Raw genomic sequence first — 24,649 nt, 5'->3', positions numbered from 1 at the left:
ATCGTTTCATTATTCATGAAAAGAGACAGTTAACATGAGCAAAGCGCTTTCATTAAAGACGCTGCCACAGGATTTACCTGCTGGCGTCGTGGTCTTTCTGGTCGCCATTCCCTTGTGTCTGGGCATTTCACTGGCCTCGGGGGCACCGCCGCTCTCCGGACTGATTGCCGGTATCATTGGCGGTCTTGTCGTCTCGATGTTCAGCGGCTCTTCCTTGAGCGTGTCCGGCCCGGCTGCCGGCCTGACCGTGATCGTATTGAGTGCCGTCGAACAGCTCGGTCTGAGCGGACTTTTCATGGCCACGGTGCTGGCCGGCGCCCTGCAGCTGATATTCGGCTTTCTTCGTCTGGGCAAGATCGGTGCCTTTGTACCTTCGGCCGTCATCAAGGGCATGCTGGCGGCCATCGGGTTGATTCTGATCCTGAATCAGATACCGCTGGCGCTGGGACTCTCGCAGGACAGCGAGGTGTCGCTTTTGAATGTCGGCGCGCTGCTGGCCAACCTGTCACCGGTGGCGCTGGCCATTGCCGTGGTAACGCTGGGCATACTGGTCAGCTGGGAGAAGCCCTTCATGCCGGCAGTGATCAAGCGCTTCCCGGCGGCGCTGGTGGCCGTGCTGGTGGCCATCGGCATGGACCGTCTGGCGCTGGCCATGGGCCTGCCCGGAGCGCTGGAGGCCGGTCAGCGTATCTCCCTGCCCGGGCTTGGTGGCCCGGTCGATTTTATCGGTCAGCTGCAGCTGCCGGTGGTGGCGGATCTGCTCAAGCCGCAGGTCTACATGACGGCCGTGACGCTGGCACTGGTGGCCAGCCTTGAAACCCTTTTGAGTCTGGAGGCGGTCGACAAGATCGACCCGCTCAAGCGCCATTCACCGCCGCATCGCGAGCTCAAGGCGCAGGGTATCGGCAATATGGTCAGTGGCATGGTCGGCGGGTTGCCGATTACGGCCGTGATCGTGCGCAGTTCGGCCAACGTGCAGGCCGGCGGACGCACGCGTCTGGCCAGTTTCGTGCACGGCCTGCTGCTGCTGTGCAGCGTGGCGTTCGTGGCCGGGGCACTGGAGTTCATTCCGCTGGCGTGTCTGGCGGCGGTGCTGGTGCATACCGGTTACAAGCTGGCCCGGCCGGCCACGATCCTTGCGCACTATCATCAGGGCTGGCAGCGCTTTGTGCCCTTTGCCGTGACGGTGGTGGCGATCATGGTCACCAATCTGCTGGAGGGAGTCATCATCGGCTTTTTGTGCGGGCTCTACTTTCTGGTGCGCGCCAACTATCACTCCTCGGTGTCGTTTACCCATCATGACCGCTATGCCCTGCTGCGGTTTCATACCGATGTGTCCTTTCTCAACCGTGACAAGGTGCGCTACTACCTTGATGAAATCACCGACGGCAGTCATCTGATCATTGATGCCCGCGAGGCGGGGTTCATTGACCCCGATATTCAGGAGGATATCGACAACTTCGTCTACTCCTCGCACGAGCGTGACATCGTGGTCGAGCTCAAGCAGGTCAACGGCCTGACGGCCAGCTATCCCGCCCTGCGCTCCTCAAGGTCGTCGTCAGACAGTGATATGGCGCCCGCTGCCTGAAGTCTGGGCATACGAACCATGAACTGGCCATATGAACCATGAAAAGGGCGCCCCTGACCATTACGGTCAGGAGCGCCCTGTCGTGACCCGGCAGCAGACGTGCTCAGGCGTCGGACGACGTACTGCGGGAGGAGGGTGGCAACGGTGCCCCGCCCAGGTTCTGGCGCACCCAGTTCATGGCCTGAATGCGATTGCGCACCTTGAGCTTGCGAAAGATGTTGTAAAGGTGCGACTTGACCGTATGTTCGCTGACAAAGAGCTGGCCGGCGATTTCGGTGTTGGACGCGCCCGTACCCAGCAGTCGCAGAATCTCGAGTTCGCGATGCGTCAGGCCGTTGGCCGGTCTGAAGGCGTTGATCTGCTGGCGACGATAGAAACGGATCAGTCGCGTCATCAGATTGCGCGACATCCACAGTTCTTCGTTGATCAGCTTGGCAATGCCCTTGCAGATCAGGGCCAGCGAATCACGGCGATAAAAAACGCCCTGGAGACGAAAGGTGGTCGCCAGATTGACGGCCTGATTTTCATCGGCAAGGTTAAAGGCTGCCAGCGTTAGTGTGGCACTGTCACTGGCCGCACTTTCTTCCCAGTGGTACATGTCCTTTTCATTGACGTGATCGGCATCGAGCAGCACCACACGCTGTATATCATCTTCTGCCGGAACCGCGTCCCGCGGTGCCAGCGTCTCTACTTCGCAGCCGATCCTGTCCCGCACGTACTGCATGAACAGCTCGCTTTGCGGATTGATCTCTGTCACCAGTAGTACGACTACCTTCTTATCACTTTCCACGTCACTATCCACGGTGCCCCCTTGATGCCCGTTCATCAGCTCATGTTGTGACAGCCAACGACGAGGCTTTGCTCAAGCTTACTCCGAAACGGCGTCTGGAGCATCGCTCGGGCAGGCGCTGTTTTGATGGCCAATTCGTTGGTTAATATCACGCTATTTGTATCACGCCAGGTATGCTTCGGTCGGCCAATCCGCAACAATATGTTCCAGTGTGATGACATGGCGCTTTAAAATGGGCGCGTCAATCACACTAGGGGATCATGCCTTATGTCTGCTACACGCTCTCTCGTTGTCGCCAGCAACAATGCCGGCAAGCTGCGGGAGTTCCGCGAGCTGCTGGAACCGCTGGCATGGGAGCTTACCGCTCAGGCCGATCATGGTATATCGGCCGCTGAAGAGACCGGCTTGACCTTTGTTGAAAATGCCCTGCTCAAGGCGCGTGCGGCCTGTCTTGGCAGCGGTCTGCCGGCGCTGGCCGATGACTCGGGCCTTGCCGTCACGGCACTGGGCGGTGCCCCGGGCATCTATTCGGCGCGCTATAGCGGCGCTCAGGGTGATGACCGTGCCAACAACGAAAAGCTGATCGAGGCGCTGGCCGATATCCCCGAGGGACAGCGTGGCGCGCAATACCACTGCGTGCTTGTCTATATGCGCCATGCCGAGGACCCGGTGCCCATTATTGTTCAGGGCAGCTGGCCCGGGGAAATCCTTTCCCTGCCGCGCGGCGAGGGCGGGTTTGGCTATGACCCCCTGTTCTGGGTGCCCGAGCAGGGCTCAAGCGTGGCTGAACTTTCCCCCGAGCTCAAAAACCGGATCAGCCACCGCGGCCGTGCGCTGAGCGCGCTGCTCGAGCAGCTGGAGCGCTGATGTCCTCCCTGCCGCCCCTGGCGCTATATATCCATGTTCCATGGTGCGTGCGCAAGTGCCCCTACTGCGACTTCAATTCTCATACGCTTTCGCAGGCCCTGCCTGAAACCGCCTATATCGATGCCCTGCTGGCCGACCTCGACGCCGAGCTGGTCGATGTTCAGGGTCGGGTACTGACGTCAATTTTCATTGGCGGCGGTACGCCCAGCCTGGTCAGTGGTGCCGGCTATCAAAGGCTGCTGGCCGGGATTCGCGAGCGCATGACGCTGGCACCGGACATCGAAATTACCCTGGAGGCCAATCCGGGCACCTTTGAGCGCGAGCGCTTTGCCGATTTTCGCCGCGCCGGCATCAACCGGCTGTCGGTCGGGGTGCAGAGTTTTGACAACGACGCGCTGGCCCGGCTGGGCCGTATCCATAACGCTGATGAGGCCGTCAAGGCCATCACCGCCGCGCGCGAGGTCGGCTTTGACGAGATCAATATCGATCTGATGCATGGCCTGCCCGAACAGACGATGGCCACGGCACTGGCGGATATCGACCAGGCGCTGTCGCTTTCGCCCTCGCATCTGTCCTGGTATCAGCTCACGCTTGAGCCCAATACGGCCTTTTATTCGCGCCCGCCGACGCTGCCCGAAGAGGACGTGCTGGCCGATATTCAGGATGCAGGCCAAGCCCGTCTGGAGGGCGCCGGCTTTCAGCGCTACGAGATTTCGGCGTGGTCACGCCCCGGACACGAGGCGCGCCACAATCTGAACTACTGGTGCTTCGGGGATTATCTGGGCATCGGGGCCGGTGCCCACGGCAAGATTTCCCGCCTGTTGGATAAGGGGCTTGAAATCGAGCGGCGCTGGAAAACGCGCCAGCCCGAGACCTATCTGGCCCGTCATGGGGATCCCAGCGGTTTCGTGGCCGGTCAACGCAAGCTTTCGCGCGATGAGCGCGGGCTCGAGTTTCTGATGAACGCCCTGCGCCTGGGCGACGGGGTGCCGCGCGCGCTCTGGGAGCGTCATACCGGGCTCGACGATGCGCGCCTGGACGCTCACACTAGGGCGGCCATCGCCCGCGAGCTGATGTTTGAGACACACTCACGCATTCAGGCCACCCCGCTGGGGCTTTTGTTTCTCAACGATTTGCTGGCGCTGTGCGATGATTCGGTTCTGGCCCGCTCATGACGGGCCACATGCCAGGGCAGTGATTGCCCTGCAGATTCAGCAAGGTCGGGCATGTGTGTTGATGGATGTCCCGAACGGTATTCACAGGAGAGCAGGACGTGAAGAAAAGCATCTGGATGGCGGCACCGCTGGCGGTCGTCATGGCCGCCACAGGCTGTACCACTACCAATCCCTATTCCAATGAACAGCAGACCTCGAGTCTGGCCAAGGGCGCCGGCATCGGCGCACTGGTCGGCGGCCTGGCCGGGGCCACCAAAAGTGGCAACCACCGCCTCGACAAGACCCTGATCGGCGCCGCCGTGGGCGTGGCGGCCGGCGGTGGTATCGGCTACTACATGGACGCTCAGGAAGCCAAGCTGCGTCAGGAAATGCAGGGCACGGGCGTAAGCGTCAATCGCGTGGGCGATCAGATTCAGCTCAACATGCCCAGCGCCATCACCTTCGGCAGCGATTCCAGCGAGCTTTCCTCGCAGATTTACCGCCCGCTGGATGGTGTTATCAAGGTGCTCGGCGAGTACCCCGACACGCTGGTCAATATCGCCGGCTACACCGATTCGACCGGTGCGGCGGCCTACAACCAGCGTCTGTCCGAGCTGCGTGCCCAAGCGGTAGGCAACTATCTGGCCCGCGGCGGTGTCGACTTCAACCGTCTGATCATGCAGGGCTACGGCGCCAGCAACTATGTCGCCAGCAACGATACGCCGGATGGTCGGGCACAGAACCGTCGCGTTACGGTCACGCTGGTGCCCAAGGGCAACAGCTGATCACCGGATCGGCAGCCCTGCCGGCCGTATCGTCGCCGCAGTCTCATGACTGCGGCGACGTTTTTTTCAAGGAGGGAGCGTGCTTTCCTATCAACATGCATGGCATGCCGGCAACTTTGCCGACGTGCACAAGCATCTGGCTCAGTTCGCGCTGATCGAGCGCCTGATGGAAAAGGGTTCGGCCCTGAGTCTGATCGACACCCATGCCGGGCGTGGTCACTATCCGCTGGCGGCTGCCGAGACTGCAAGGCTTGGTGAATACCGTGACGGTGTCCTGCCGCTGTGGCGCTCGCGTGCTCGGCAAGCCGGGCTTGTGGCGCGCTGGTGTGACGCTTTGGCCACCCTTCAGGACGATACAGACACGCTGTCGCGCTATCCGGGCTCGCCCTGGTGGTTTGCCCGCGCCATGCGTGACAATGATCGCCTGACCCTTTATGAGCTGCATCCCGGCGAGCATCGCCATCTGGAAGATGCCCGGCTTGAAACGCCCCATGTCCGACGGCTCAAGCGCGACGGTCTCGGCGGTCTGGTCCACCAGCTGCCGGTTCGAACGCCCAGGCTCTGCGTACTGATCGACCCGTCCTATGAAGTGAAAAACGAGTATGAAGCGGTCGCCTCAACGCTTTCGCAGGTCGTGCATCAGGTGCGACACGCGGTCGTACTGATCTGGTATCCACTGTTGGGTGACGCGCGACATCAGCGCCTGCTGGACGCTGTCAAAAGCCACAACATCGCCAAGGTGTGGCGTAGCGAATTGACCCGACATGCCCCGGCCGGCGAACTCGGCCTGTATGGTTCAGGGCTTTTGCTGCTCAACCCGCCATGGCAGCTGGAGACTCAGCTTGATGAGGCGTTTGCCTCGCTGGCTGCGCTGTATGGCGACCAGGCGTCCCATGCCAGTGACTGGTGGATGCCCGAACGGCCCTGATGCGCGCTTCAATGACGCCAGCAAAAGGCCCGCCATGTCGGCGGGCCTTTTGTCGTTTCAGAGCCCCGGTTTTAGAGCCCCACTGGTTCACGAGTCGTCAGTGGCTCAGGGCGTCGTGGCCGGTGTCGAACGCGCCGGCAAGCCGGTGCTCGAGGCCATCTGTTCCTGACGGGTAATCTCGTCGGCAATCTGCTCACCCACGTTTTCCCAGCCCTGTGACAGGGTGCGCACCAGCGCCGGATAGCCGTCATCCTCAAGCGGACGTTCGATCTCGAAAGGCTGCTGAGCCAGCAGATCGCCGCCGGCATTGCGCAGCTGGTACTGTCCGGCCAGCACGGCCATGCCGTCATAGCGACCCTGAAAACGTGACAGCGTGATCCGTACCCCGGTATCGGCGCGATCGCCGGACAGGGTTTCGCCCAGCACGCGATGATCCTTTAACCGCTCACTCAACGTGCGCTGCAGGCTTCGGGTGAGCTGGGCGCTCAGACTGTCGGCCCACAGATTGGCCTGTGCCTCGTTCACCTCGATATCGCTGGTCTGATAGACCACGCCCTGGCCGTCGAGATAGTCCGCCAGCCGTACCGATGACACCGCCACCGTGGGCGCGCTGTCGGGCAGTGACACCCCGGGTTCGGCGGCGGCAGTGCGCTGATCGGCCAGCGGCAGCGTATAGCGATGAAACTCGGTGGACTGACCGGCGCAGCCGGCCAGCAGCGCCAGTGTCACCAGCGCTGCGCCGCGACCGGACGCGTTGAGAAGTGGCATCATCATGGACGGGCCCTCGGTTGCGGATCCTGAATCTCGCCGCGATTAAAGATCAGCGAATTGGGTTTCTCGCTGATGGTGCGCGCTGCCGGCTGCAGCGAGCGCATCAGCTGCTCAAGGCTTTTCAGTGTCGAGGTCAGCTCGCCATAGGCCGGTGCCTCGCTCGAGTAGCTCGACAGTGTCTGCTCGATGCTGCGCAGCGTGTGCTGGACATCACCGGGCAGGGCGCGGGTACTCTCGTCATTGAGCACTTCGTTGAGGCTGCCGGCGGTTTCGTTGAGCTCGTTGAGCAGGGACTCGGAGCTGGCAAGCGTGGCATCCAGCCGGTCCAGTGACGACTCCACCGGCAGGTTATTGAGCTTATCGAGCAGGCCGGTCACCTTCTGCTCGATCTGGGCAAAGCTGCCGGGTTCACTGGGGAACACGGCCACGCCGTTGTAGTCCTTGAGCGTCTGCTTTGACGGATCCTCCACAAAATTGGTGTCCACAAAAAGTGCCCCGGTGAACAGATTGCCGGTCTTGAGCGATGCCCGCAGTCCGTTTTTGAACATGTTATCGATGCGGGCCCGCCAGTCCTTGAGCGACTCTTCGTCCACCTTCGCCTGCAGGCGCTGGGGTTCGATGCGAATCAGCACCGGAATGCGGAAACCCTCGACCTGATTTTCCTGCAACAGATCGATGCGATAGGGCACGGTATCCACGGTGCCGATGCGCACGCCGCGATACTCGACCGGCGCCCCGCGGGACAGCCCGCGCACGGTGTCATCGATCATCACGACATAGCGCAGATAGTGGCTGAAGCTGCCCTGAAGGGCGTTTTCTTCATCGCTGTACAGCGAAAAGACCATGTTGCTGTTGGCCCCGATCGGCTCACCCGGCGGAATATCCTCCGGCACGCCAAAGGTCACGCCGCCGCTGACCAGCGACTCCAGCGAGCCCAGTCCCAGCGAAAAGCCTTCCGAATTCAGGTCGAAATTGATGCCCGAGGCCAGCCAGAAGCGGGTATTGCTGGTGACCAGATCCTCATAGGGTTCCTGAATGAAAAGCTGATAGTGCACCACCCGGTCTTCGGTATCGAACTCGAGATTCTCGACCCGGCCGACAGTGAAGCCCTGAAACAGCACCGGATCACCGACATTGAGCGAGCCGGCGGCGGCGCTGGTCAGATGCAGCCGCAGCCCCTTGGCATCCGGCGGGGCGACCGGGGGCTGTTCGAGCATTTCAAAGCTGTCCTGCGCCTTTTCGGAGTGCCCCGGCTGCAGCTGGATATAGGCGCCCGACAGCACGGTGTTCAGGCCGCTGATGCCTTCCCGACCGATACGCGGCTTGACCACCCACAGGCGGGTGTCCTCGTTGAGCAGTCGATCAGTGCCCGGATTCATGCGGGCCTTGATCACGGCGTGCGAGGTGTCTTCTGACAGGGACACCGAGGTGACCTCGCCCACATCCACGTTGCGCGCCTTGATCATGGTATTGCCGGCATCAATACCCTCGGCATTGTTCATGATCAGCGTGATTTCCGGCCCGCGCGAGGAGAGGGTGTGATAGAGCATCCATCCGCCGATCAAAAGCGCGATCAGGGGAATCAGCCAGACCGGAGAGATGTGGCGATGCTTCTTTCGTTGCGCGGTGGTCTCGGTCTCGCTCATGGCCCCGTGTCCTGTGCTTTCCCTGCAACCACCGGCTGAGGGGATAATGTGGAAATATCGTTGTTTTCAAGGTCCGGATGATCGGCGGCGTCCCAGATCAGGCGCGGATCAAAGCTCATCGCGGCGATCATGGTCAAAATCACCACGCTGCCAAAGGCGATAATGCCGGGCTCGGCAGAGACATGCATCAACACACCCAGCTGGACCAGCGCGGCCAGCAGCGCCACCACGAAGACATCGATCATCGACCAGCGTCCGATGAATTCGGTGATCCGGTACAGGGTCATGCGCACTTCGGGTCGCCAGGGCTGTGGCCGGCCCACCTTGAGGCACAGCCAGAAAAGCGCCATCAGCTTGGCGACCGGAATGACCACACTGGCCAGAAAGATGATGGCGGCGATCGGATAGTCGCCATGGTTGATCAGCAGCAGTACGCCGCCGATAACCGTCTGGGTCGTCGTGTCGTTGAGACTCGAGACGGTCATGATCGGCAGAGTCATGGCCGGAATGTAGAGCATGACCGACACCAGCAGCAGCGCCAGGGTCTTTTGCACGCTGTGACGACGGCGCATGTGCAGTTTTTCGCCGCAGCGCCGGCAGTAACACGCCTTGTGATGGTAATAGTCGTTGACCGTACTGCAGACCGGGCAACCCACCAGCTTCTGCGACTGCGCGGTACGCCCGGTGCGCGCATGCGCCGGCGGGGCCGGCTCCGGGGCCATGACGTTCCAGAGCCAGTCACGATCCACGCTGCGCGAGATCAAAAGCATCAGCACCACAAACAGACAAAAGGCCCAGAAGGAGACACCGAAGCCGATGCTGGCCAGCGATAAAATCTTGACCAGACTCACCAGCACGCCAATCAGGAACACGTCGGCCATCATCCAGTGTTCGATATGTCGCAGGGTGCGCAGCATCAGCATGCCGTGAGGCGGACGACGGCCCAGCAAAAAGGCGGTATGGATCACGATCACCATGCCCAGATAAAGCATCGGCAGCAGCAACAGCACCATCCACAGCACTACGGCCAGCATGATGTAGTTGCCGGTCGAGAGGGTCGACATGGCATCGGTCAGACTGATGGCACGCTCAAGGCCGCGGGCCGAAAAGGAGATAAACGGAAAGGCCAGCGAGGTGACCAGCGCCACGACGGCGGCGATGGCCAGTGCCAGCGCCTGCTGGGCAGGCGCACGCTTTCGCACCATCAGCTCATGCTGACAGCGCGGGCAGCGAGCACTTTCCGAACACGCCAGCGGCGGCACGGTACTGACCAGATCGCATTCATGACAGACCCGCAGGGGCTGTGAAGGCTCAGATAGCGTGGTGATGGTTCTCTCCGAAGTCAGCCCGGGTCGATTGTGTTTGAAACGACCAGGGGATACTGATCAGAGCAGGCCCTGTCAGTATTAATACCTGCAGACTATAGCCTGGCATGGCGATCAGGCACTGTCGCGATGTCCCAGGCGTGCCGGGCTCTTAAGGTAGGCCAGAGCCGGTAAACATTCAGCGTGGTACGTAAATAGCATCGACAGCCATTAACGGCAAGCCGCCATGGGGTTTGAACCCCTGAATTCATCATTGAGCGGGTCAATCATCGAGCGTGCCGGGTTGATGCCAGAGCCGGTAATAGGCGCCGCTCTGGTGTTCAAGCAAACGTTCGGGCGCGCCGCGCTCGATCACCCGCCCGGCCTGCATCACCACGACCTCATCGGCCCCGGCAATGGTTGAGAGCCGGTGGGCGACCACCACCATGGTGACGCGACCCTTGAGGGCGGCCAGCGCCTGGTTGAGGCGCGACTCGGTCAGGCTGTCCACGCTGGCGGTAGCTTCATCCAGCAGCAGAATGCGCGGCTGTCGCAGCAGTGCCCGTGCCAGCGCCAGCAGCTGGCGCTCACCGGTGGACAGCGTCAGGCCCCGCTCGCCCAGCGGTGTCTCGAGCCCGTCGGGGAGGCGGTCAATCAGCTCGCGCAGTTGGGCTTCATCAATGGCGCGCGCCATGGCGGCCTCATCGGCCTCGATTCCCATCAACAAATTGTCCCTGAGGGTGGTCGAGCGAATGAAGGGTTCCTGGGGGACGCTGGCCATCACCGTATTGATCACCGACGGCGCCAGGGTATCGATACGTCGGCCGTCCAGCAGCAGATGACCGCCAAAGGCCGGCTGCAGCCCGCCCAGCAGGTCCAGCAGCGTGGACTTGCCGCTGCCGGTATGGCCGACCAGGCCGATGAATCGCCCTTCGGGAATCTCAAGCGTCACGTCATCAAGCGTATTGGCCTGGGCACCATGATGGCGAAAGCTCACGCGCTTGAGCCGGTAGTCGGCCGACTGGATCGCCCGTGTATCGTCACCGGCGCCCGCCTGCGGGCGGTCCAGCAGAGAGAGTAGCCGCGTGCCGGCCACGCCCGCCTGTTGAAAGATGTTAAAGCGCTGGGTGATCTCGATCAGGGGTTCGGATACGCGCCCAAGCCAGGTCACGAAGGCATACAGCACGCCGATTTCGGCGCCGCCCACCAGGCTGTCGGCGCCATAGCCGATCAAAAGCGCGGCCAGAACGATCACACCCACCAGATCCAGCGCCGAGCGCAATAACAGTGCCGAAATACGAATGGTGTGCAGCCGAGCGTGATACTGCGCCACGTTCAGGTCGTGATAGCGGGTTCGAAAGCGCTCGGTCTGATTGAAGGCCTGCAGCACGCTCATGCCACCGATCGCCTCGTTGATCCGGGCATTCTGGCCGGCACGCAGGCGGCGTACCTCCATCGCGGCCGGGCCGCTGGCGCGTTGATATCCCCAGATGATCACGGCCGCCACCGGAATCAGGGTCGCGGCAATCAGCATCAGCTTCACATCCATCAGCGCCATGGCGACAAGAATGCCGATCAACAGCATCAGATTCTGCAAAACGGTGGCCAGAAACTCGACGTAGAGCTCGCGCAGGTCATCGGTATCGTTGGTCACTCGCGCCACCATTTCCCCGGTGGGCGTGGCGTCATGAACGTGCTGGGGCAGATGCATCACATGGCGAAAAACGCGCTTGCGCAGGGCATGCACCGCGTCAAGCGCAATGCGAGCAAAATAGAGCGTCTGCAGATAGCGGCCAAGGGCGGCCAGACTCTGGCTGCCGACATACAGCATCAGCAGGATGACCAGCGGCTCGGGGCGCAGATCCCGCGGCACCAGATAGCTGTCGATGTAGTGCTTGGTCAGCCAGGGGCCCAGCACGTCCATACCGGTGGCGGTCAACAGCAGCATCAGCGCCAGCACCAGACGGCGACGGTCCTTAAGCAGCGGACGCAGCATCAGGGCCAGCAGGCGACGGTTGATCATGACGGGAATTCCTCACCGTGAGTCTGCTCACCGCGGATCTGCTGCTCCTGCCACAGCCGGGCGTAGTGGCCGCCCCGGGCCAGCAGGGTCTCATGGCGACCTTGCTCGACGGCACGGCCCTGATCCAGTACCACGATGTGGTCGGCATGGCGCACCGCCGACAGCCGGTGGCTCACGATCAGACAGGTACGCTCACGTTCGCCTTCCAGAGTTTTCAAAAGCTGCTGCTCGGTGGTCTGATCGACCGCCGAAAGCGTGTCATCGAGCAGCAGAATCGGTGCGGGAGAGAGCAGGGCGCGGGCCAGTGCCACTCGCTGACGCTGACCGCCGGACAGCGTCACGCCGCGCTCGCCAATGCGGGTATCGAGCCCCTCGGGCAGGCGGGCCAGATCCGGGCCGAAGGCTGCTGCCTCCAGAGCCGTCCGAATCTCGCTGTCACTGGCGTCAGGAACGCCCAATGCCACGTTTTCGCCCAGCGTGGCAGCAAACAGATACGGGTCCTGCGGGACATAGGCATACATCGAGCGCAGCGTGCCCAGCTGATAGTCGCCCAGCGGATGCTCACCCAGGATGAGCGTGCCGTGGGTCAGCGGATACTGGCGCAGCAGCAGGCGAATCAGGGTCGACTTGCCGCTGCCGGTGGCGCCCACGATCCCCACGGTCCGGCCGGGCGGGATCTCCAGTTCAATATCGGCGAGTGCCGGCGTGGTCGCCAGTGGATAGGTAAAGGCCTCGATGGCGATGTGAAGGGCCGGGGAGGGCGCCGTGGTCCGCTCGCCCGCATCATCAATGGTTTCGCGCTCTTGAAAGAACTCGGTCAGCCGTCGTGCGGCCGCCTCGCCGCGCTGAAGAATGTTGAGACACCAGCCTAGGGCGAACATCGGCCAGATCAGCTGCACCAGATACAGGGTAAAACTGGTCAGCTCGCCCAGCGTGATTGCGTCACTCAGATAGCGCCAGCTGCCGGCGGCAATGGTGGCCAGGGTCGCACTGCCCAGTGCCAGGAAAACGACCGGGTCGTAGCGCGCCTCCATGCGCTGTACCTGGTAGTTGGCCCGGGCGTGGGCCTCGGCCCGCTGGTCGAAATCGGCAATCTCGGCCTCGATCAGCGAGTGCTGGCGCAACAGTCGCAGCCCGGCGATGGCCTCCTGGGTGCGATCATTGAGATCGGAAAAGCGTGCCAGCGACTGACCGAAATAGCCCTGCACCCGGCTGGCCACCCGATAAAAGCCCCAGGCCATGAACGGGAAGGGGATCAGCGCGATCAGCGCCAGCGGCGCATCGATCACGATGATCATCATGGAGAGCACCAGAAGCAGGGTCAGCGCCCCGTCGACGCTTGAGAGCACGCCTTCCCCGGCAGCCACTTCCACCGCATCGATGTCCTGGGTCGAGCGTGCCAGCAGATCGCCGCTGCGCCTTTGCTGGAAAAACCCCGGGTCCAGCCGGGTCAGCTTTTCATAGAAACGATCGCGCAGGGCCACGCCCAGCTGGTAGGAGGCGCCAAACAGCAGAATACGCCATACATAGCGCAGTCCATACATCGCCAGTGCCACGGCCACCAGCACCGCGCCACTGCGCCAGAGCCCGGGCATGTCGATGCGCCCCTCATTAAGGGCATCGATCATGCGACCGGCCCACCAGGGCAGGGCCATGTTGAGAAGCCCCACCGCCAGCAGTGCCATAATGGCCAGCAGATAGGCACGGCGATGAGTCGCCAGAAAATCGAGCAGCAGTCGGCGTAGCGCCATGGGCGTTGATTCGATTGAAAGGATGGATGGACATCAGGGCAGAGCCCCCGGCAGTGTAACAAAGGGTCACGCACTGCGGGGTGGTTTGATTCCGGATTCACGTTGTTGTTGTCGGCGGTGACGATTACGCTAGGGCGCTTCAACGCGTGAGGAAATGATCGTGTCCACCACGATGAAAATAGCCTGGACCAGCCTGCTGGTAGGCTTTGCCGTGCTTGGCCTCAAGACGCTGGCCTATGCCCTGACAGGCTCGGTGGCCCTGCTCTCGGATGCGCTGGAGAGCATGGTCAACGTGGTCACTGCCGTGGCAGCGCTGATTGCCATTCGGGTGGCCGCCATGCCGGCCGATGACAATCATCCCTACGGCCATCACAAGGCGGAGTTTTTCAGCGCCGTGCTGGAAGGCGTGATGATCATCATCGCGGCGCTTTTGATCCTGCGCGAGGCCGTGACCGGGATCATGGACCCGCAGCCGCTCCAGCTGCCGCTGATGGGGATTGTCTTCAGTCTGACGGCCACCCTGATCAATGCGGTCTGGTCGCGCGTGCTGATTCGCATCGGTCGTCGCGAGCGCTCGCCGGCGCTGGTCGCCGATGGTCGTCATCTCTTTACCGACGTGGTCACCTCGGCCGGTGTCATCATTGGTGTCGGGCTGGCCATGACGACCCACTGGTGGCTGCTGGACCCGCTGGTGGCGATTATCGTGGCCATCAATATTCTCTGGTCGGGCGCGCAGGTGATCCGGGAATCGCTGAGTGGGCTGATGGATGAAGCCGTGCCGCCCGATACCCTGGAACTGATCCATCATGTCATCGTCGTGACCGGCGAAGGTGCCGTCGAGGCCCACGATGTGCGTACCCGTCATGCCGGCCGCGCCACCTTTGTCGATTTTCATCTTGTGGTCCCCGGCGAAACCACGGTGTTTCACGCCCATGAAATCTGCGATCGCATCGAAGCCGGGCTGCGTCAGGCACTGGGCGAGGTGCGCATCACCATTCACGTCGAGCCCGAGCACAAGGCCGAGCACAAGGCTGCCGACATTGTTTTTGACTAACGGTTTTTGACTAACGGTTTTCGACCAGCGGTCCCTGGCTGACGCGGCCCGTCACCCGGTCGGGCTAGGGCACGCGGGTCAGCCACGCCTCGTCCTGAAACTTCGATACCGCCAAGGCCTGCGCTGCGGTCAGTTCCTCGGGGCGAACATCGTCAGGGGTGAGGGTGTAGCGCGCGCCAAAGGAGGCCGCCATGCGCTCGATAATGACCTCGCGTGCCAGACCGGTCTGGCTTCTCAGCGGGTCGACGCGCTTGCCGGCGCTGGTGATGCCCTTGTCGGAGAGCTTCTCGCGGCCGATGCGCAACACGTTCGTCATGCGCTCGGCATCGATGTCGTAGGCCATGGTGACGTGATGCAGCACGGCTCCGCCCAGGCGCTTTTGCGCGGCGCCGGCCAGCTTGCCGCCCTCGGAGGTGATGTCATTGATGGGGACATACCAGGCGCGGATGCCCATGTCGCCCAGTGCCTGAATCACCCACTCGTCGAGAAAGGCGTAGCTTTCGACAAACGACAGGCCCTCGACCAGGGTCTCCGGCACGATCAGCGACCAGGTGATGGTGTTGCCAGGCTCAACGAACATTGCGCCGCCACCACTGATGCGGCGCACGACCTCGATATCGAACGCGCGGGCGGCGTCCATGTCGACCTCGTTGGACAGCGATTGAAAGCTGCCGATGATCACGGCCGGGCGGTCCCACTCCCAGACTCGCAGCGTCGGCCCGCGCCGGCCTTCGGCGACTTCCCGGGTGAGCACTTCATCAAGGGCCATGTGCAGTGCCGGCGATTCCGGTGGGCGATGGATCAGGCCAAAGGTATGCTCGCGCCAGTCGGAGGCGCCCGCCAGCGCCCGGCGGATGACCGTGGCCACTGCCGGCGCCGACAGGCCCACCATGACGGTGCCTTCCGGCAGCGCCTGGCGCACGCGTTCGGCCAGCGCCTCGGCACCGGTAGCCACGCTTGCGCCCACCAGTGCCTGATTGATGGCATCGAGTGCGTCGTCGGGCTCAAGGAAAAAGTCCCCCGACAGTCGCACCGCGGCCAGCCGGCCATCGTCGATGGTGATGTCGGCGACCAGCAGCTTGCCGCCGGGCACCTTGTATTCGCCGTGGCGTGATGCTTCGACCATAGTCTAAAATCCGGGTCCGGTTTGATGTCATGACAGTATAACCGGGTGCCGAGCGTAAACCGCTACCGGCGCCTTCGACGTTTTGACCCCTATACTGATCCCTCGTCTCCCGCGCCCTGCCCGGCGTGGTGGTGAGGATCGCCTTTTTCATTCCTCTGCGAGGCTTCATGGTTCGTCATACCCATCCCCTGCTTGTTCTTCTGGCGCTGGCTACCGGTGGCTTTGCCATCGGTACGACCGAATTTGCCACCATGAGTCTGCTGCCCTTTATTCAGCATGACATGCAGATCGACCCGTCCACGGCCAGTCACATCATCAGCGCCTATGCACTGGGCGTGGTCATCGGCGCGCCCGTCATTACCGTACTGGCGGCGCGTATCGATCGAAAGTGGCTGCTTTTGATTCTCATGACCCTGTTTGCGCTTGGCAACGCCATGAGCGCGCTGGCCTCAAGCTACAGCTCGCTGGTGCTGTTTCGCTTTTTGAGCGGCCTGCCGCACGGCGCCTACTTCGGGCTGGCGGCTCTGATGGCGGCCTCGGTCGTGACCAGCGGCAAGCGCACGCGTGCAGTGGGCATGGTCATGCTGGGCCTGACGGTGGCCACCATCGTCGGCGTGCCGCTGGCGACCTGGCTGGGTAATGCCATCGGCTGGCGCTCGGGGTACTGGCTGGTGACCACCCTGGCCCTGTTGACCGTGGTCATGATCGCCCTGTTTGCGCCCAAAACGGGCGTGGCCAGCGAGCGCAGTGCCAAGGGGGAACTGCGGGCGCTGAAAAACGGCGCCGTGCTGCTGACGCTGGCCATCGGCGCGGTAGGCTTTGGCGGCATGTTTTCGGTGTATACCTATCTGACCTCGACGCTGGACAGCGTGACGCAGATGTCGTCTGCCACCATTCCGCTGGTGCTGGCCATCTTTGGTCTGGGCATGACGATCGGCAATATTGTCGTGCCGCGTTTTGCCGACCGCGCCCTGATGCCCACCGCCGGTGCCCTTCTGATCTGGAGCGCGGTGGCGCTGGGTGTTTTCCCGCTGGTGGCGGGCAACCCGTGGCTGATCAGCCTTGATGTCTTCTGCATCGGCATTGGCGGGGCGCTGGGCACCATTTTGCAGACCCGCCTGATGGATGTGGCCGGCGAGGCGCAGAACATGGCAGCGGCGCTTAACCACGTGGCCTTCAACATGGCCAATGCCCTCGGCCCCTGGCTTGCGGGCATGACGCTGGCGCTGGGCTTTGGCTTTCGCTCGACCGGCGTGGTGGGCTGTCTTTTGGCGCTGGGCGGGCTTGCCATCTGGATGCTGGCACGGCGTCATGAGCGCCAGTCCCGGGCCGCCTGAGCCGGTCGCCCTGTCTGGAGACGGTCTAGAGACGAAGGCGGCCTTCACCGATGACCACGGCCGTTCCGCCCACGTGAATGGCCGTGATGTCCTGGCCGGTCTTGTCGACCAGTACGCCGATGCGGCTGGGCCGGCCCATCTCGAGGCCCTGCATGATGGTGTATTCCAGCGTGCCGGTCTGAGGTGACTGTTGGGCCAGATAACCGGCCAGCGGCGCGGCGGCACTGCCGGTGGCCGGGTCTTCCACGACCTGATCACTGATGCGCAGCTTGCGCGTTTGAATGCAGCGCTCCCCTTCCTCGACGTACAGATAGACATTGGCGCCGTGCTCGGTGTTAAGCACCTCCGGCAGCAGGGCCGGGTTGGCGCGAACCTCACCCAGTGCTTCCACACAGGACAGCCTGATCAGATGAAAGGGCGAGCCGCAGGTAGAGCCGACCACCGGCTCATCGATCAGTATCTCCACCGAGAGTCCCAGCAGGGCCGCGGCGTTTGAACGCGACAGAGGACTCGGCTCGAGGCTCAAGGGGCTGGGCGTACTGAGCCAGGCCTGCTCGCCATCAAAGCGAATGGGGACATCACCGGCCCGTTCACGCAGGATCAGCGGGGTCTGATCGTCATGCCAGCCGATTTCGCGCAACAGCCAGGCCGCGCCGATGGTGGGATGCCCTGCAAAGGGCAGCTCCTGATGCGGCGTAAAGATGCGCACATCAAACACGCCTGGCATGGCGGTGGCGGTCATGAACACCGACTCCGACAGATTGAGCTCGCGCGCCATTTGCTGCATGACGCGGGCGCTCAGGGCGCCTGCATCAGGGAACACGGCCAGCGGGTTGCCCTGAAAGGGGGTGGCGGTAAAGACATCGAGCAGCAGGTAGTCGATGGAAGACGCCCGTGGATCGATCACGTCATGAAGGGGCATGGCAACTTTCCTTGAGCGCGGGGCAGCCGCCCCGGGCACGATATCGTTTGACTGGCAAAACGGCGGCCGGCGAACGCGTCGGACTGCCTTTTCTGCAGCACCTGTTGGCCGATATGAATTTATTTACCGATGCAGAAACTGCCAAAAATCTCGCCCAGCAATTCATCGGCGGTGAATTCGCCGGTGATCTCACCGAGCGAGTCCTGGGCGGCGCGCAGGTCTTCGGCCAGCAGCTCGCCGGCACTGGCGCTGGCCAGCTGATCCGCGCCGTGGGTCAGCGCCTGTCCGGCCCGGTCGAGGGCATCCAGGTGACGACGGCGGGCGGAGAAGCGGCCTTCGCTGGTCGACTGGAATCCCATCACGCCCTTGAGGTGCGCTTTCAGATGCTCCACGCCGGCGCCCGTGGTGGCGGACAAACGAATCACCGGCGGGGTAGTGGCAAGGTCAGGCTCGCTGGTTTCGCCACTTTCATCGATCTTGTTGCGCACCAGAGTGAGCTTTGACGGGTCGGGCAGGCGCTCGACGAACTCGGGCCAGATTGCCATCGGATCAAGCTCACCGCTTTCGCGACTGTCGACCATCAAAAGCACCCGATCCGCCTTTTCGATCTCTGCCCAGGCACGCTGGACGCCGATTTTTTCCACCGCATCCGGCGTGTCACGAAGGCCGGCGGTGTCGATGATGTGCAGCGGCATGCCATCCAGATGAATGTGCTCGCGCAGCACGTCCCGGGTGGTGCCGGCAATGTCGGTGACGATCGCGGTTTCGCGCTCGGTCAGGGCGTTGAGAAGGCTTGATTTGCCCGCGTTGGGGCGCCCGGCGATCACCACGCTCATGCCTTCACGCATCAGCGCGCCCTGGGCAGCGCTGGCGCGCACCTCGGAAAGGCTTGCCCGCACATTCGAGAGCATTTCGGCGACACGACCATCGCCGAGAAAGTCGATCTCTTCTTCGGGGAAGTCGATGGCGGCCTCAACAAAGATGCGCAGCTCAATGAGGCGTTGCACCAGCGCCTGTACCCGGGTCGAGAACTCGCCCTGCAGCGAGTGCAGGGCGTTTTCGGCCGCCGCGCGCGAGCTGGCCTCGATCAGATCGGCAATCGCCTCGGCCTGCGCCAGATCGAGCTTGTCGTTTAAAAAGGCCCGCTCCGAGAACTCTCCGGGGCGTGCCAGGCGCGCGCCCAGCGCCACGGTGCGCTCCAGAAGCCAGTCCATGATGACCGGGCCGCCGTGGCCCTGAAGCTCCAGCACGTCTTCACCGGTAAACGAGTTGGGGCCTGGAAACCACAGCGCGATGCCTTCATCGAGTACCTGACCCTCGGCGCCCAGAAAGGGGCCGTAATGGGCGCGACGGGGTTCGGGGTCAAACCCCAGCATGACGCGGGCGATGTCGGCGGTTCTGGCGCCGGACAGGCGAATGATGCCGACGCCGCCGCGCCCGGGCGGGGTGGCCAGCGCACTGATGGTGTCCTGGTCGAGCATGAGCGTTCCGAAATGGTGATAAAGCCGGCAGAGGCGGCCATGAATGATATGGCGCCGATTGTCAGCGCTGGGACCAAACGCTGCAAGCGCCGGTCGATGACACCGGTCAAGCGGGCTGGTCATTGCTATAGTGGTTCGCAGACTAATCGATACCGCAACACCGGAGAGCATTCATGACCGAGTCGTTTCACTTTTATGAGCCGCGCAAGGGCCACGGCCTGCCGCACGATCCCTTCAAGGCGATCATTGCCCCGCGCCCGATCGGCTGGGTCTCCTCGCAAAATGCCGAGGGCGGACTCAATCTGGCGCCCTACAGCTTTTTTAATGCCTTTTGTGCCGCGCCGCCGATCATCGGCTTTGCCAGCGCCGGCTGGAAGGACAGCGTGGCCAACATCGAGGCCACCGGCGAGTTCTGCTGGCATCTGGCCACGCAGCCGCTGGCCGAGAAGATGAACACCTCGAGCGCCAGCGTCGGCGCCGATGTGGATGAGTTTGCGCTGGCCGGGCTGACGCCGGCCGCCTCAAACGTGGTGAAGGTACCGCGCGTACTGGAAGCGCCAGTCTCGTTCGAGTGCCGACTGACTCAGCTGATCCAGCTGCAGTCCGCCGACGGCGAAAAGCTCGATACCTGGCTGGTCATGGGCGAAGTGGTGGGCGTCCACATCGATCAGCATCTGCTGGAAGACGGCATCTATCAGACCGCTGCCGCCGAGCCGATCCTGCGCTCTGGCGGGCCAACCACCTATTACACCATCAACGAGAGCGTGCGCTTTGATATGGAGCGCCCGGACAACTCGGGCCAGTAGTTCAGGGCGCCATCGATTAATGGACCGTCATGTGGACTCATGTCGCCACCTGATGGTTCTGACACAAAAAAGGCCGGCAATCGCCGGCCTTTCTCATGAGGCTGTCCTTGGGGACGATCAGCCCTTGAGCACGCCGTCCACCAGCGCTTTGGCTTCTTCCTGAATGCGCTTCAAGTGATCTTCGCCTTCAAAGCTTTCGGCATAGATCTTGTAGACATCTTCGGTACCCGACGGGCGCGCGGCGAACCAGCCGGCCTCGGTTTCCACCTTGAGCCCGCCGATGGCCGCACCGTTGCCGGGCGCTTCGGTGAGCTTGCGGGTGATGGCATGACCGGCCAGTTCGGAGGCCGTGACCTGCTCGGGAGAGAGCTTGCCCAGGCGGGCCTTCTGGTCGCGATCGGCCGGGGCATCGACGCGGGCATAGACCGGTGCACCGAAGCGCTCGGTCAGCGCCTGATAGCGCTCGCCCGGGTCCTTGCCGGTGACAGCGGTCATTTCGGCGGCCAGCAGGCCGAGAATGATGCCGTCCTTGTCGGTCGACCAGGGTTTGCCGTCAAAGGTCAAAAATGAGGCCCCGGCGGATTCTTCACCGCCAAAGCCGAGGCTGCCGTCCATCAGACCGTCCACGAACCACTTGAAGCCTACCGGGACTTCGACCACGGGCTTGCCGATGCCCGCGGCCACACGGTCGATCATCGACGAGGAGACTAGCGTCTTGCCGATCGCGGCCTGATCGCCCCACTGTGGGCGATGGGTGAAGAGGTACTCGATCGCCACGGCCAGATAGTGGTTGGGGTTCAAAAGGCCGGTGGAGCGCGCCACGATGCCGTGACGGTCATGGTCGGTGTCGCAGGCAAAGGAGACGTCAAAGCGGTCCTTGTTCTCGATCAGACCGGCCATGGCGTAGGGCGAGGAGCAGTCCATGCGGATCTTGCCGTCCCAGTCCAGACGCATGAAGCGAAAGGTGGCGTCCACAGTGGTGGAGATCACTTCCAGCGGCAGCTGATAACGCTCGGCAATACGGGTCCAGTAGTGCACGCCGGCCCCACCCAGCGGATGAACGCCGAAGGTCAGTCCCGAGTCACGGATCGCGGCCATGTCGATGACCTTTTCAAGGCCCGAGACGTAGCTGTCGATGAAGTCAAAGCGCTGTGTGGTGGGCGCCTTGAGGGCCTCGGCATAGCTGACGCGCTTGACGCCTTCAAGATCGTTGGCCAGCAGTTCGTTGGCCCGCTCCTGAATCCATTTGGTGATGTTGGTATCGGCGGGGCCACCGTTGGTGGGGTTGTACTTGAAACCGCCATCCACCGGCGGGTTGTGCGACGGCGTGATCACGATGCCATCGGCCAGATCGCGGTCACGATCACGATTGTGGTTGAGAATCGCATTCGACAGCGCCGGCGTGGGCGTATAGCCCGGCTCGCCGCCCGTTTCCTCACAGCCGGCGTCAATGCAGGTCTCAACATGGTTGGCGGCCAGCACTTCAAGTGCCGACACAAACGCGGGCTCGGACAGCGCATGCGTGTCCATGCCGATAAACAGCGGCCCGGTGATGCCCTGCTCGCGACGGTAGTCACAGATCGCCTGAGTGGTGGCCAAGATGTGCCACTCGTTGAAGCTGGTCTTCAGCGATGAGCCGCGATGACCGGACGTACCGAAGGCCACCTGCTGGGCGGGATCCGACACGTCGGGGCGTTCGCTGTAGTAGCGCGACACCAGACGCGGCAGATTGGCGAGGCGGTGCTCGTCGGGCAACTGCCCTGCATTGGAATCGATGCTCATCTCTTCATCCTTTGAGAAGCGTGACAACAGAATTTACGCGTCATTCTAGCAGGCGAGGTGCGCGGGCCTCTGTGCCTTTTTGTCATGCCTGGCGCCTCATACAGTGAAACGTCACGCTTCGCACACTCCTGTCCTTCATGTTGCGGGCGGTTCTGGATAGGTCGCGACCGGCGCCTGTGATCGGCGCTTTTATCATCATGACATGGTGTTTTGCCCGGTACCCTTTGTCCGATGGCTTTCACGGGAGAGGGCCGGGGTATCCACAGGATCGTATCCATGAGGGAATCATGTTTCTCAGGCAACTGCACTATCTTGTCGCCGTGGCAGAACACCGCCATTTCGCACGTGCGGCCGAGTCATGTCGGGTCTCGCAGCCGGCGCTATCCGCGGGCATACGCCAGCTGGAGGAGGAACTCAAGGTCACCATCATTCAGCGCGATCGGCGTTTTCAGGGACTGACCGAAGAAGGGTGGCGTGTGTTGAAGTGGGCGCGTCAAACGCTTGATTCCCTCGATGGGTTGCGTCAGGAGGCTGCGCTGGCCCAGCGCATCTCCGGCGGTCATCTCGCCATCGGTGCCGTGCCCTCTGCACTGCGTGCGATCTCGACGCTGGCTGATGAATATCGTCGCGTGATTCCGGACCTGACGCTGGAAATCGTGTCGCTCAGTACCCAGGAGATTGCGCGGCGCTTAAAGGAACGGGAACTTCATCTGGCGATTGCCTATACCGAGCATGGGGTTCAGCAGGGGTTCGAGACGCTCGATCTTTACAGGGAAACGTTCGTACTACTTTCTGCAGAAAGCAGCAACATCGCCCCCGAGCGCTGTTTTCAGTGGCACGAGCTGGGACTTCTGCCCCTCTGCCTTTTCGACAGGGGCATGCACAATCGCCATATTCTTGACCGCTGCTTTCAGGCGGCCGGCGTTACACCGCGCGTGGTGGTAGAGACCAATGCTCCCAGCATCATTCATGAAGAGGTTCGGCGAGGGCAGATATATGCCATCGCACCGGTCAGTGCGCTACCCGACTATTTCATGGATGGCGGGGTTCGCCTCAACCCGATTGCCGATCAGCCCTGTGCCACCATCAGTCTCATTCGTTTGAGTCAGGACAATCTGCCGGCGGTAGCCAGCGCCATCTGGGACCATACCCAAACGCTGAATCTTTCATATTAGTCTTTTATTTCAAAGGTCTGAGGCGCAGATAAGAAGGACTTATCAAGACATCCGAACAAACGATTTGAACCCATGTCAGGCGGACGGAGATGCTCGGGGTGTGCCTCGACACTTTTTTTTCGACCGATATGGAGCCCCGACATGGCCAAAATTCTTTGCGTTCTCTATCCCGACCCGGTGACCGGTTACCCGCCGCAGTATGCGCGCGAGGACATTCCCGAGATCAGCGCCTATCCCAATGGACAGACGGCCCCTACGCCCGAGGGTGAACCCGGCTTCTCGCCGGGGGAATTGATTGGCTGCGTCTCTGGCGAACTCGGTCTGCGCTCATGGGCACAGGCCAACGGCCATGAACTGATCGTGACCAGCGACAAGGAAGGGATCGATTCCGTCTTCGAGCGTCATCTGGCCGATGCCGAGGTCGTGATTTCACAGCCGTTCTGGCCGGCCTATCTCAGCCAGGAGCGCATTGCCCGGGCACCGAAGCTCAAGCTGGCGCTGACGGCCGGCATCGGCTCGGACCATGTTGATCTCAAGGCGGCGGCCGAGCGCGGTATCACGGTGGCCGAGGTGACCTTCTCCAATTCGATCAGTGTGGCCGAGCACGTCATCATGACGGCACTGACGCTGGTTCGAAATTTCGCCCCGTCGCATCAGATTGCCCTCAACGGCGGCTGGAATATCGCCGATTGCGTCTCGCGAAGCTACGACATCGAAGGGATGCCGTTCGGCACGCTTGGCGCCGGGCGCATCGGCCTTGCCGTGCTGCGGCGCATGAAGCCCTTTGATACGCCGCTGCACTATTTTGATCCGCACCGCCTGCCTGAAGAGGTCGAGCGCGAGCTCGATCTGACCTACCACGACTCGCCGGAATCCCTGGTGGGCGCCTGCGATATCGTCAATGTTCAAACGCCGCTTTATCCTTCCACCGAAGGTTTCATCAATGATGCGCTGCTGTCGAAGTTCAAGCGCGGTGCCTACCTGGTCAACACAGCACGGGGCGGGCTGTGCGACCGGGAGGCCGTGGTCAGGGCGCTGGAGTCGGGGCAACTGGCAGGCTACGGGGGCGATGTCTGGTTTCCGCAGCCCGCGCCGGTGGATCATCCCTGGCGGCGTATGCCCAACCATGCGATGACCCCACATATCTCCGGCACCTCTTTATCGGCTCAGACCCGCTACGCTGCCGGAACGCTGGAAATTTTGCAGAATTTCTTCGCCGGCAGGCCGCTGCGTCAGGAATATCTTATTGTCGATGCCGGTCATCTGGCCGGCGCCGGGGCCAATGCCTACCAGCTTTGATCCATGATGTTTGGGCGGATGTTGTATGCCATGGGCTACTGGCCCATGGCATATGATTGG

The 24,649-nt window shown here is 62.3% G+C and carries 20 protein-coding genes; 10 read left to right on the top strand and 10 right to left on the bottom strand.

Going from position 1 to position 24,649, the window contains the following annotated elements; translation table 11 throughout:
* Positions 1 to 34 precede the first annotated feature (34 nt).
* Positions 35 to 1,588, top strand: a complete 1,554-nt coding sequence (locus tag KSP9073_RS01485; protein WP_108841186.1) for a SulP family inorganic anion transporter — start codon at positions 35 to 37, stop codon at positions 1,586 to 1,588.
* Positions 1,589 to 1,691: 103 nt separating this feature from the next.
* On the opposite strand, the gene KSP9073_RS01480 is transcribed toward KSP9073_RS01485, so the two are convergent.
* On the bottom strand, positions 1,692 to 2,378 hold the full coding sequence (locus KSP9073_RS01480) for a LuxR C-terminal-related transcriptional regulator (protein ID WP_243409068.1): 687 nt from the start codon (positions 2,376 to 2,378) through the stop codon (positions 1,692 to 1,694).
* A 267-nt stretch (positions 2,379 to 2,645) separates the two neighbouring features.
* Here KSP9073_RS01480 and rdgB point away from each other — a divergent pair, with 267 nt between their 5' ends.
* From rdgB to KSP9073_RS01460, 4 genes are all read left to right on the top strand, one after another.
* The gene (rdgB, locus tag KSP9073_RS01475; RefSeq protein WP_108841184.1) at positions 2,646 to 3,245 is read left to right on the top strand and encodes an RdgB/HAM1 family non-canonical purine NTP pyrophosphatase; all 600 of its coding nucleotides are present in this window, start codon (positions 2,646 to 2,648) and stop codon (positions 3,243 to 3,245) included.
* Positions 3,242 to 4,420, top strand: a complete 1,179-nt coding sequence (hemW, locus tag KSP9073_RS01470; protein WP_207771418.1) for a radical SAM family heme chaperone HemW — start codon at positions 3,242 to 3,244, stop codon at positions 4,418 to 4,420. The genes rdgB and hemW overlap by 4 nt, the downstream gene beginning before the upstream one ends.
* Positions 4,421 to 4,536: 116 nt before the next feature.
* On the top strand, positions 4,537 to 5,184 hold the full coding sequence (locus KSP9073_RS01465; protein WP_108841980.1) for a YiaD family glycine zipper/OmpA-like lipoprotein: 648 nt from the start codon (positions 4,537 to 4,539) through the stop codon (positions 5,182 to 5,184).
* A gap of 79 nt (positions 5,185 to 5,263) precedes the next feature.
* Entirely contained in the window at positions 5,264 to 6,112 is an 849-nt protein-coding gene (locus KSP9073_RS01460) for a 23S rRNA (adenine(2030)-N(6))-methyltransferase RlmJ (RefSeq protein ID WP_108841182.1), read from the top strand.
* Between the two features lie 105 nt (positions 6,113 to 6,217).
* Here KSP9073_RS01460 and KSP9073_RS01455 read toward each other — a convergent pair whose 3' ends face one another.
* From KSP9073_RS01455 to KSP9073_RS01435, 5 genes are all read right to left on the bottom strand, one after another.
* Positions 6,218 to 6,886: a PqiC family protein gene (locus KSP9073_RS01455; RefSeq protein ID WP_108841181.1), complete on the bottom strand. Its 669-nt coding sequence runs from the start codon at positions 6,884 to 6,886 to the stop codon at positions 6,218 to 6,220.
* A complete protein-coding gene (gene pqiB, locus KSP9073_RS01450) occupies positions 6,883 to 8,529 on the bottom strand; it encodes an intermembrane transport protein PqiB (protein ID WP_108841180.1) in 1,647 nt (548 codons plus the stop codon). Before pqiB ends, KSP9073_RS01455 begins: the two co-directional genes overlap by 4 nt.
* Positions 8,526 to 9,857, bottom strand: a complete 1,332-nt coding sequence (locus tag KSP9073_RS01445) for a PqiA/YebS family transporter subunit (RefSeq protein ID WP_279310046.1) — start codon at positions 9,855 to 9,857, stop codon at positions 8,526 to 8,528. The genes pqiB and KSP9073_RS01445 overlap by 4 nt, the downstream gene beginning before the upstream one ends.
* A gap of 259 nt (positions 9,858 to 10,116) precedes the next feature.
* The gene (locus KSP9073_RS01440) at positions 10,117 to 11,856 is read right to left on the bottom strand and encodes an ABC transporter transmembrane domain-containing protein (protein WP_108841178.1); all 1,740 of its coding nucleotides are present in this window, start codon (positions 11,854 to 11,856) and stop codon (positions 10,117 to 10,119) included.
* Positions 11,853 to 13,607 carry an ABC transporter ATP-binding protein gene (locus tag KSP9073_RS01435; protein ID WP_108841177.1) on the bottom strand — a complete coding sequence of 585 codons (1,755 nt, stop codon included), beginning with the start codon at positions 13,605 to 13,607 and terminating at the stop codon, positions 11,853 to 11,855. The genes KSP9073_RS01440 and KSP9073_RS01435 overlap by 4 nt, the downstream gene beginning before the upstream one ends.
* A gap of 160 nt (positions 13,608 to 13,767) precedes the next feature.
* On the opposite strand from KSP9073_RS01435, the gene KSP9073_RS01430 reads away from it, so the two are divergent.
* Positions 13,768 to 14,661 carry a cation diffusion facilitator family transporter gene (locus tag KSP9073_RS01430; RefSeq protein ID WP_108841979.1) on the top strand — a complete coding sequence of 298 codons (894 nt, stop codon included), beginning with the start codon at positions 13,768 to 13,770 and terminating at the stop codon, positions 14,659 to 14,661.
* A gap of 64 nt (positions 14,662 to 14,725) precedes the next feature.
* Here the strand turns inward: KSP9073_RS01430 and lplAB are convergent, their stop codons facing one another.
* On the bottom strand, positions 14,726 to 15,787 hold the full coding sequence (lplAB, locus tag KSP9073_RS01425) for a lipoate-protein ligase LplAB (RefSeq protein ID WP_108841176.1): 1,062 nt from the start codon (positions 15,785 to 15,787) through the stop codon (positions 14,726 to 14,728).
* A gap of 167 nt (positions 15,788 to 15,954) precedes the next feature.
* On the opposite strand from lplAB, the gene KSP9073_RS01420 reads away from it, so the two are divergent.
* Entirely contained in the window at positions 15,955 to 17,124 is a 1,170-nt protein-coding gene (locus KSP9073_RS01420; protein WP_108841978.1) for an MFS transporter, read from the top strand.
* Between the two features lie 25 nt (positions 17,125 to 17,149).
* Here KSP9073_RS01420 and KSP9073_RS01415 read toward each other — a convergent pair whose 3' ends face one another.
* Positions 17,150 to 18,046, bottom strand: a complete 897-nt coding sequence (locus KSP9073_RS01415) for a PhzF family phenazine biosynthesis protein (protein ID WP_108841175.1) — start codon at positions 18,044 to 18,046, stop codon at positions 17,150 to 17,152.
* Between the two features lie 119 nt (positions 18,047 to 18,165).
* A complete protein-coding gene (gene mnmE / locus KSP9073_RS01410; protein WP_108841977.1) occupies positions 18,166 to 19,527 on the bottom strand; it encodes a tRNA uridine-5-carboxymethylaminomethyl(34) synthesis GTPase MnmE in 1,362 nt (453 codons plus the stop codon).
* A 173-nt stretch (positions 19,528 to 19,700) separates the two neighbouring features.
* Between mnmE and KSP9073_RS01405 the strand changes: the two genes are divergently transcribed.
* A complete protein-coding gene (locus tag KSP9073_RS01405; RefSeq protein WP_108841174.1) occupies positions 19,701 to 20,333 on the top strand; it encodes a flavin reductase family protein in 633 nt (210 codons plus the stop codon).
* A gap of 117 nt (positions 20,334 to 20,450) precedes the next feature.
* Here KSP9073_RS01405 and pgm read toward each other — a convergent pair whose 3' ends face one another.
* Positions 20,451 to 22,115 (bottom strand): phosphoglucomutase (alpha-D-glucose-1,6-bisphosphate-dependent), encoded by a 1,665-nt coding sequence (gene pgm / locus KSP9073_RS01400; RefSeq protein WP_108841173.1) that lies wholly within the window; start codon positions 22,113 to 22,115, stop codon positions 20,451 to 20,453.
* Positions 22,116 to 22,402: 287 nt separating this feature from the next.
* On the opposite strand from pgm, the gene KSP9073_RS01395 reads away from it, so the two are divergent.
* Positions 22,403 to 23,290, top strand: coding sequence for a LysR family transcriptional regulator (locus KSP9073_RS01395; protein ID WP_165814119.1), 888 nt, complete (start codon positions 22,403 to 22,405; stop codon positions 23,288 to 23,290).
* 141 nt (positions 23,291 to 23,431) lie between these two features.
* Positions 23,432 to 24,589 carry an NAD-dependent formate dehydrogenase gene (locus KSP9073_RS01390; protein ID WP_108841171.1) on the top strand — a complete coding sequence of 386 codons (1,158 nt, stop codon included), beginning with the start codon at positions 23,432 to 23,434 and terminating at the stop codon, positions 24,587 to 24,589.
* Positions 24,590 to 24,649: the final 60 nt, after the last annotated feature.

The organism is Kushneria phyllosphaerae (genome assembly GCF_900312995.1).
Taxonomy (GTDB): Bacteria; Pseudomonadota; Gammaproteobacteria; order Pseudomonadales; family Halomonadaceae; genus Kushneria; species Kushneria phyllosphaerae.
This window is presented reverse-complemented; position numbering and strand designations above follow the sequence as displayed.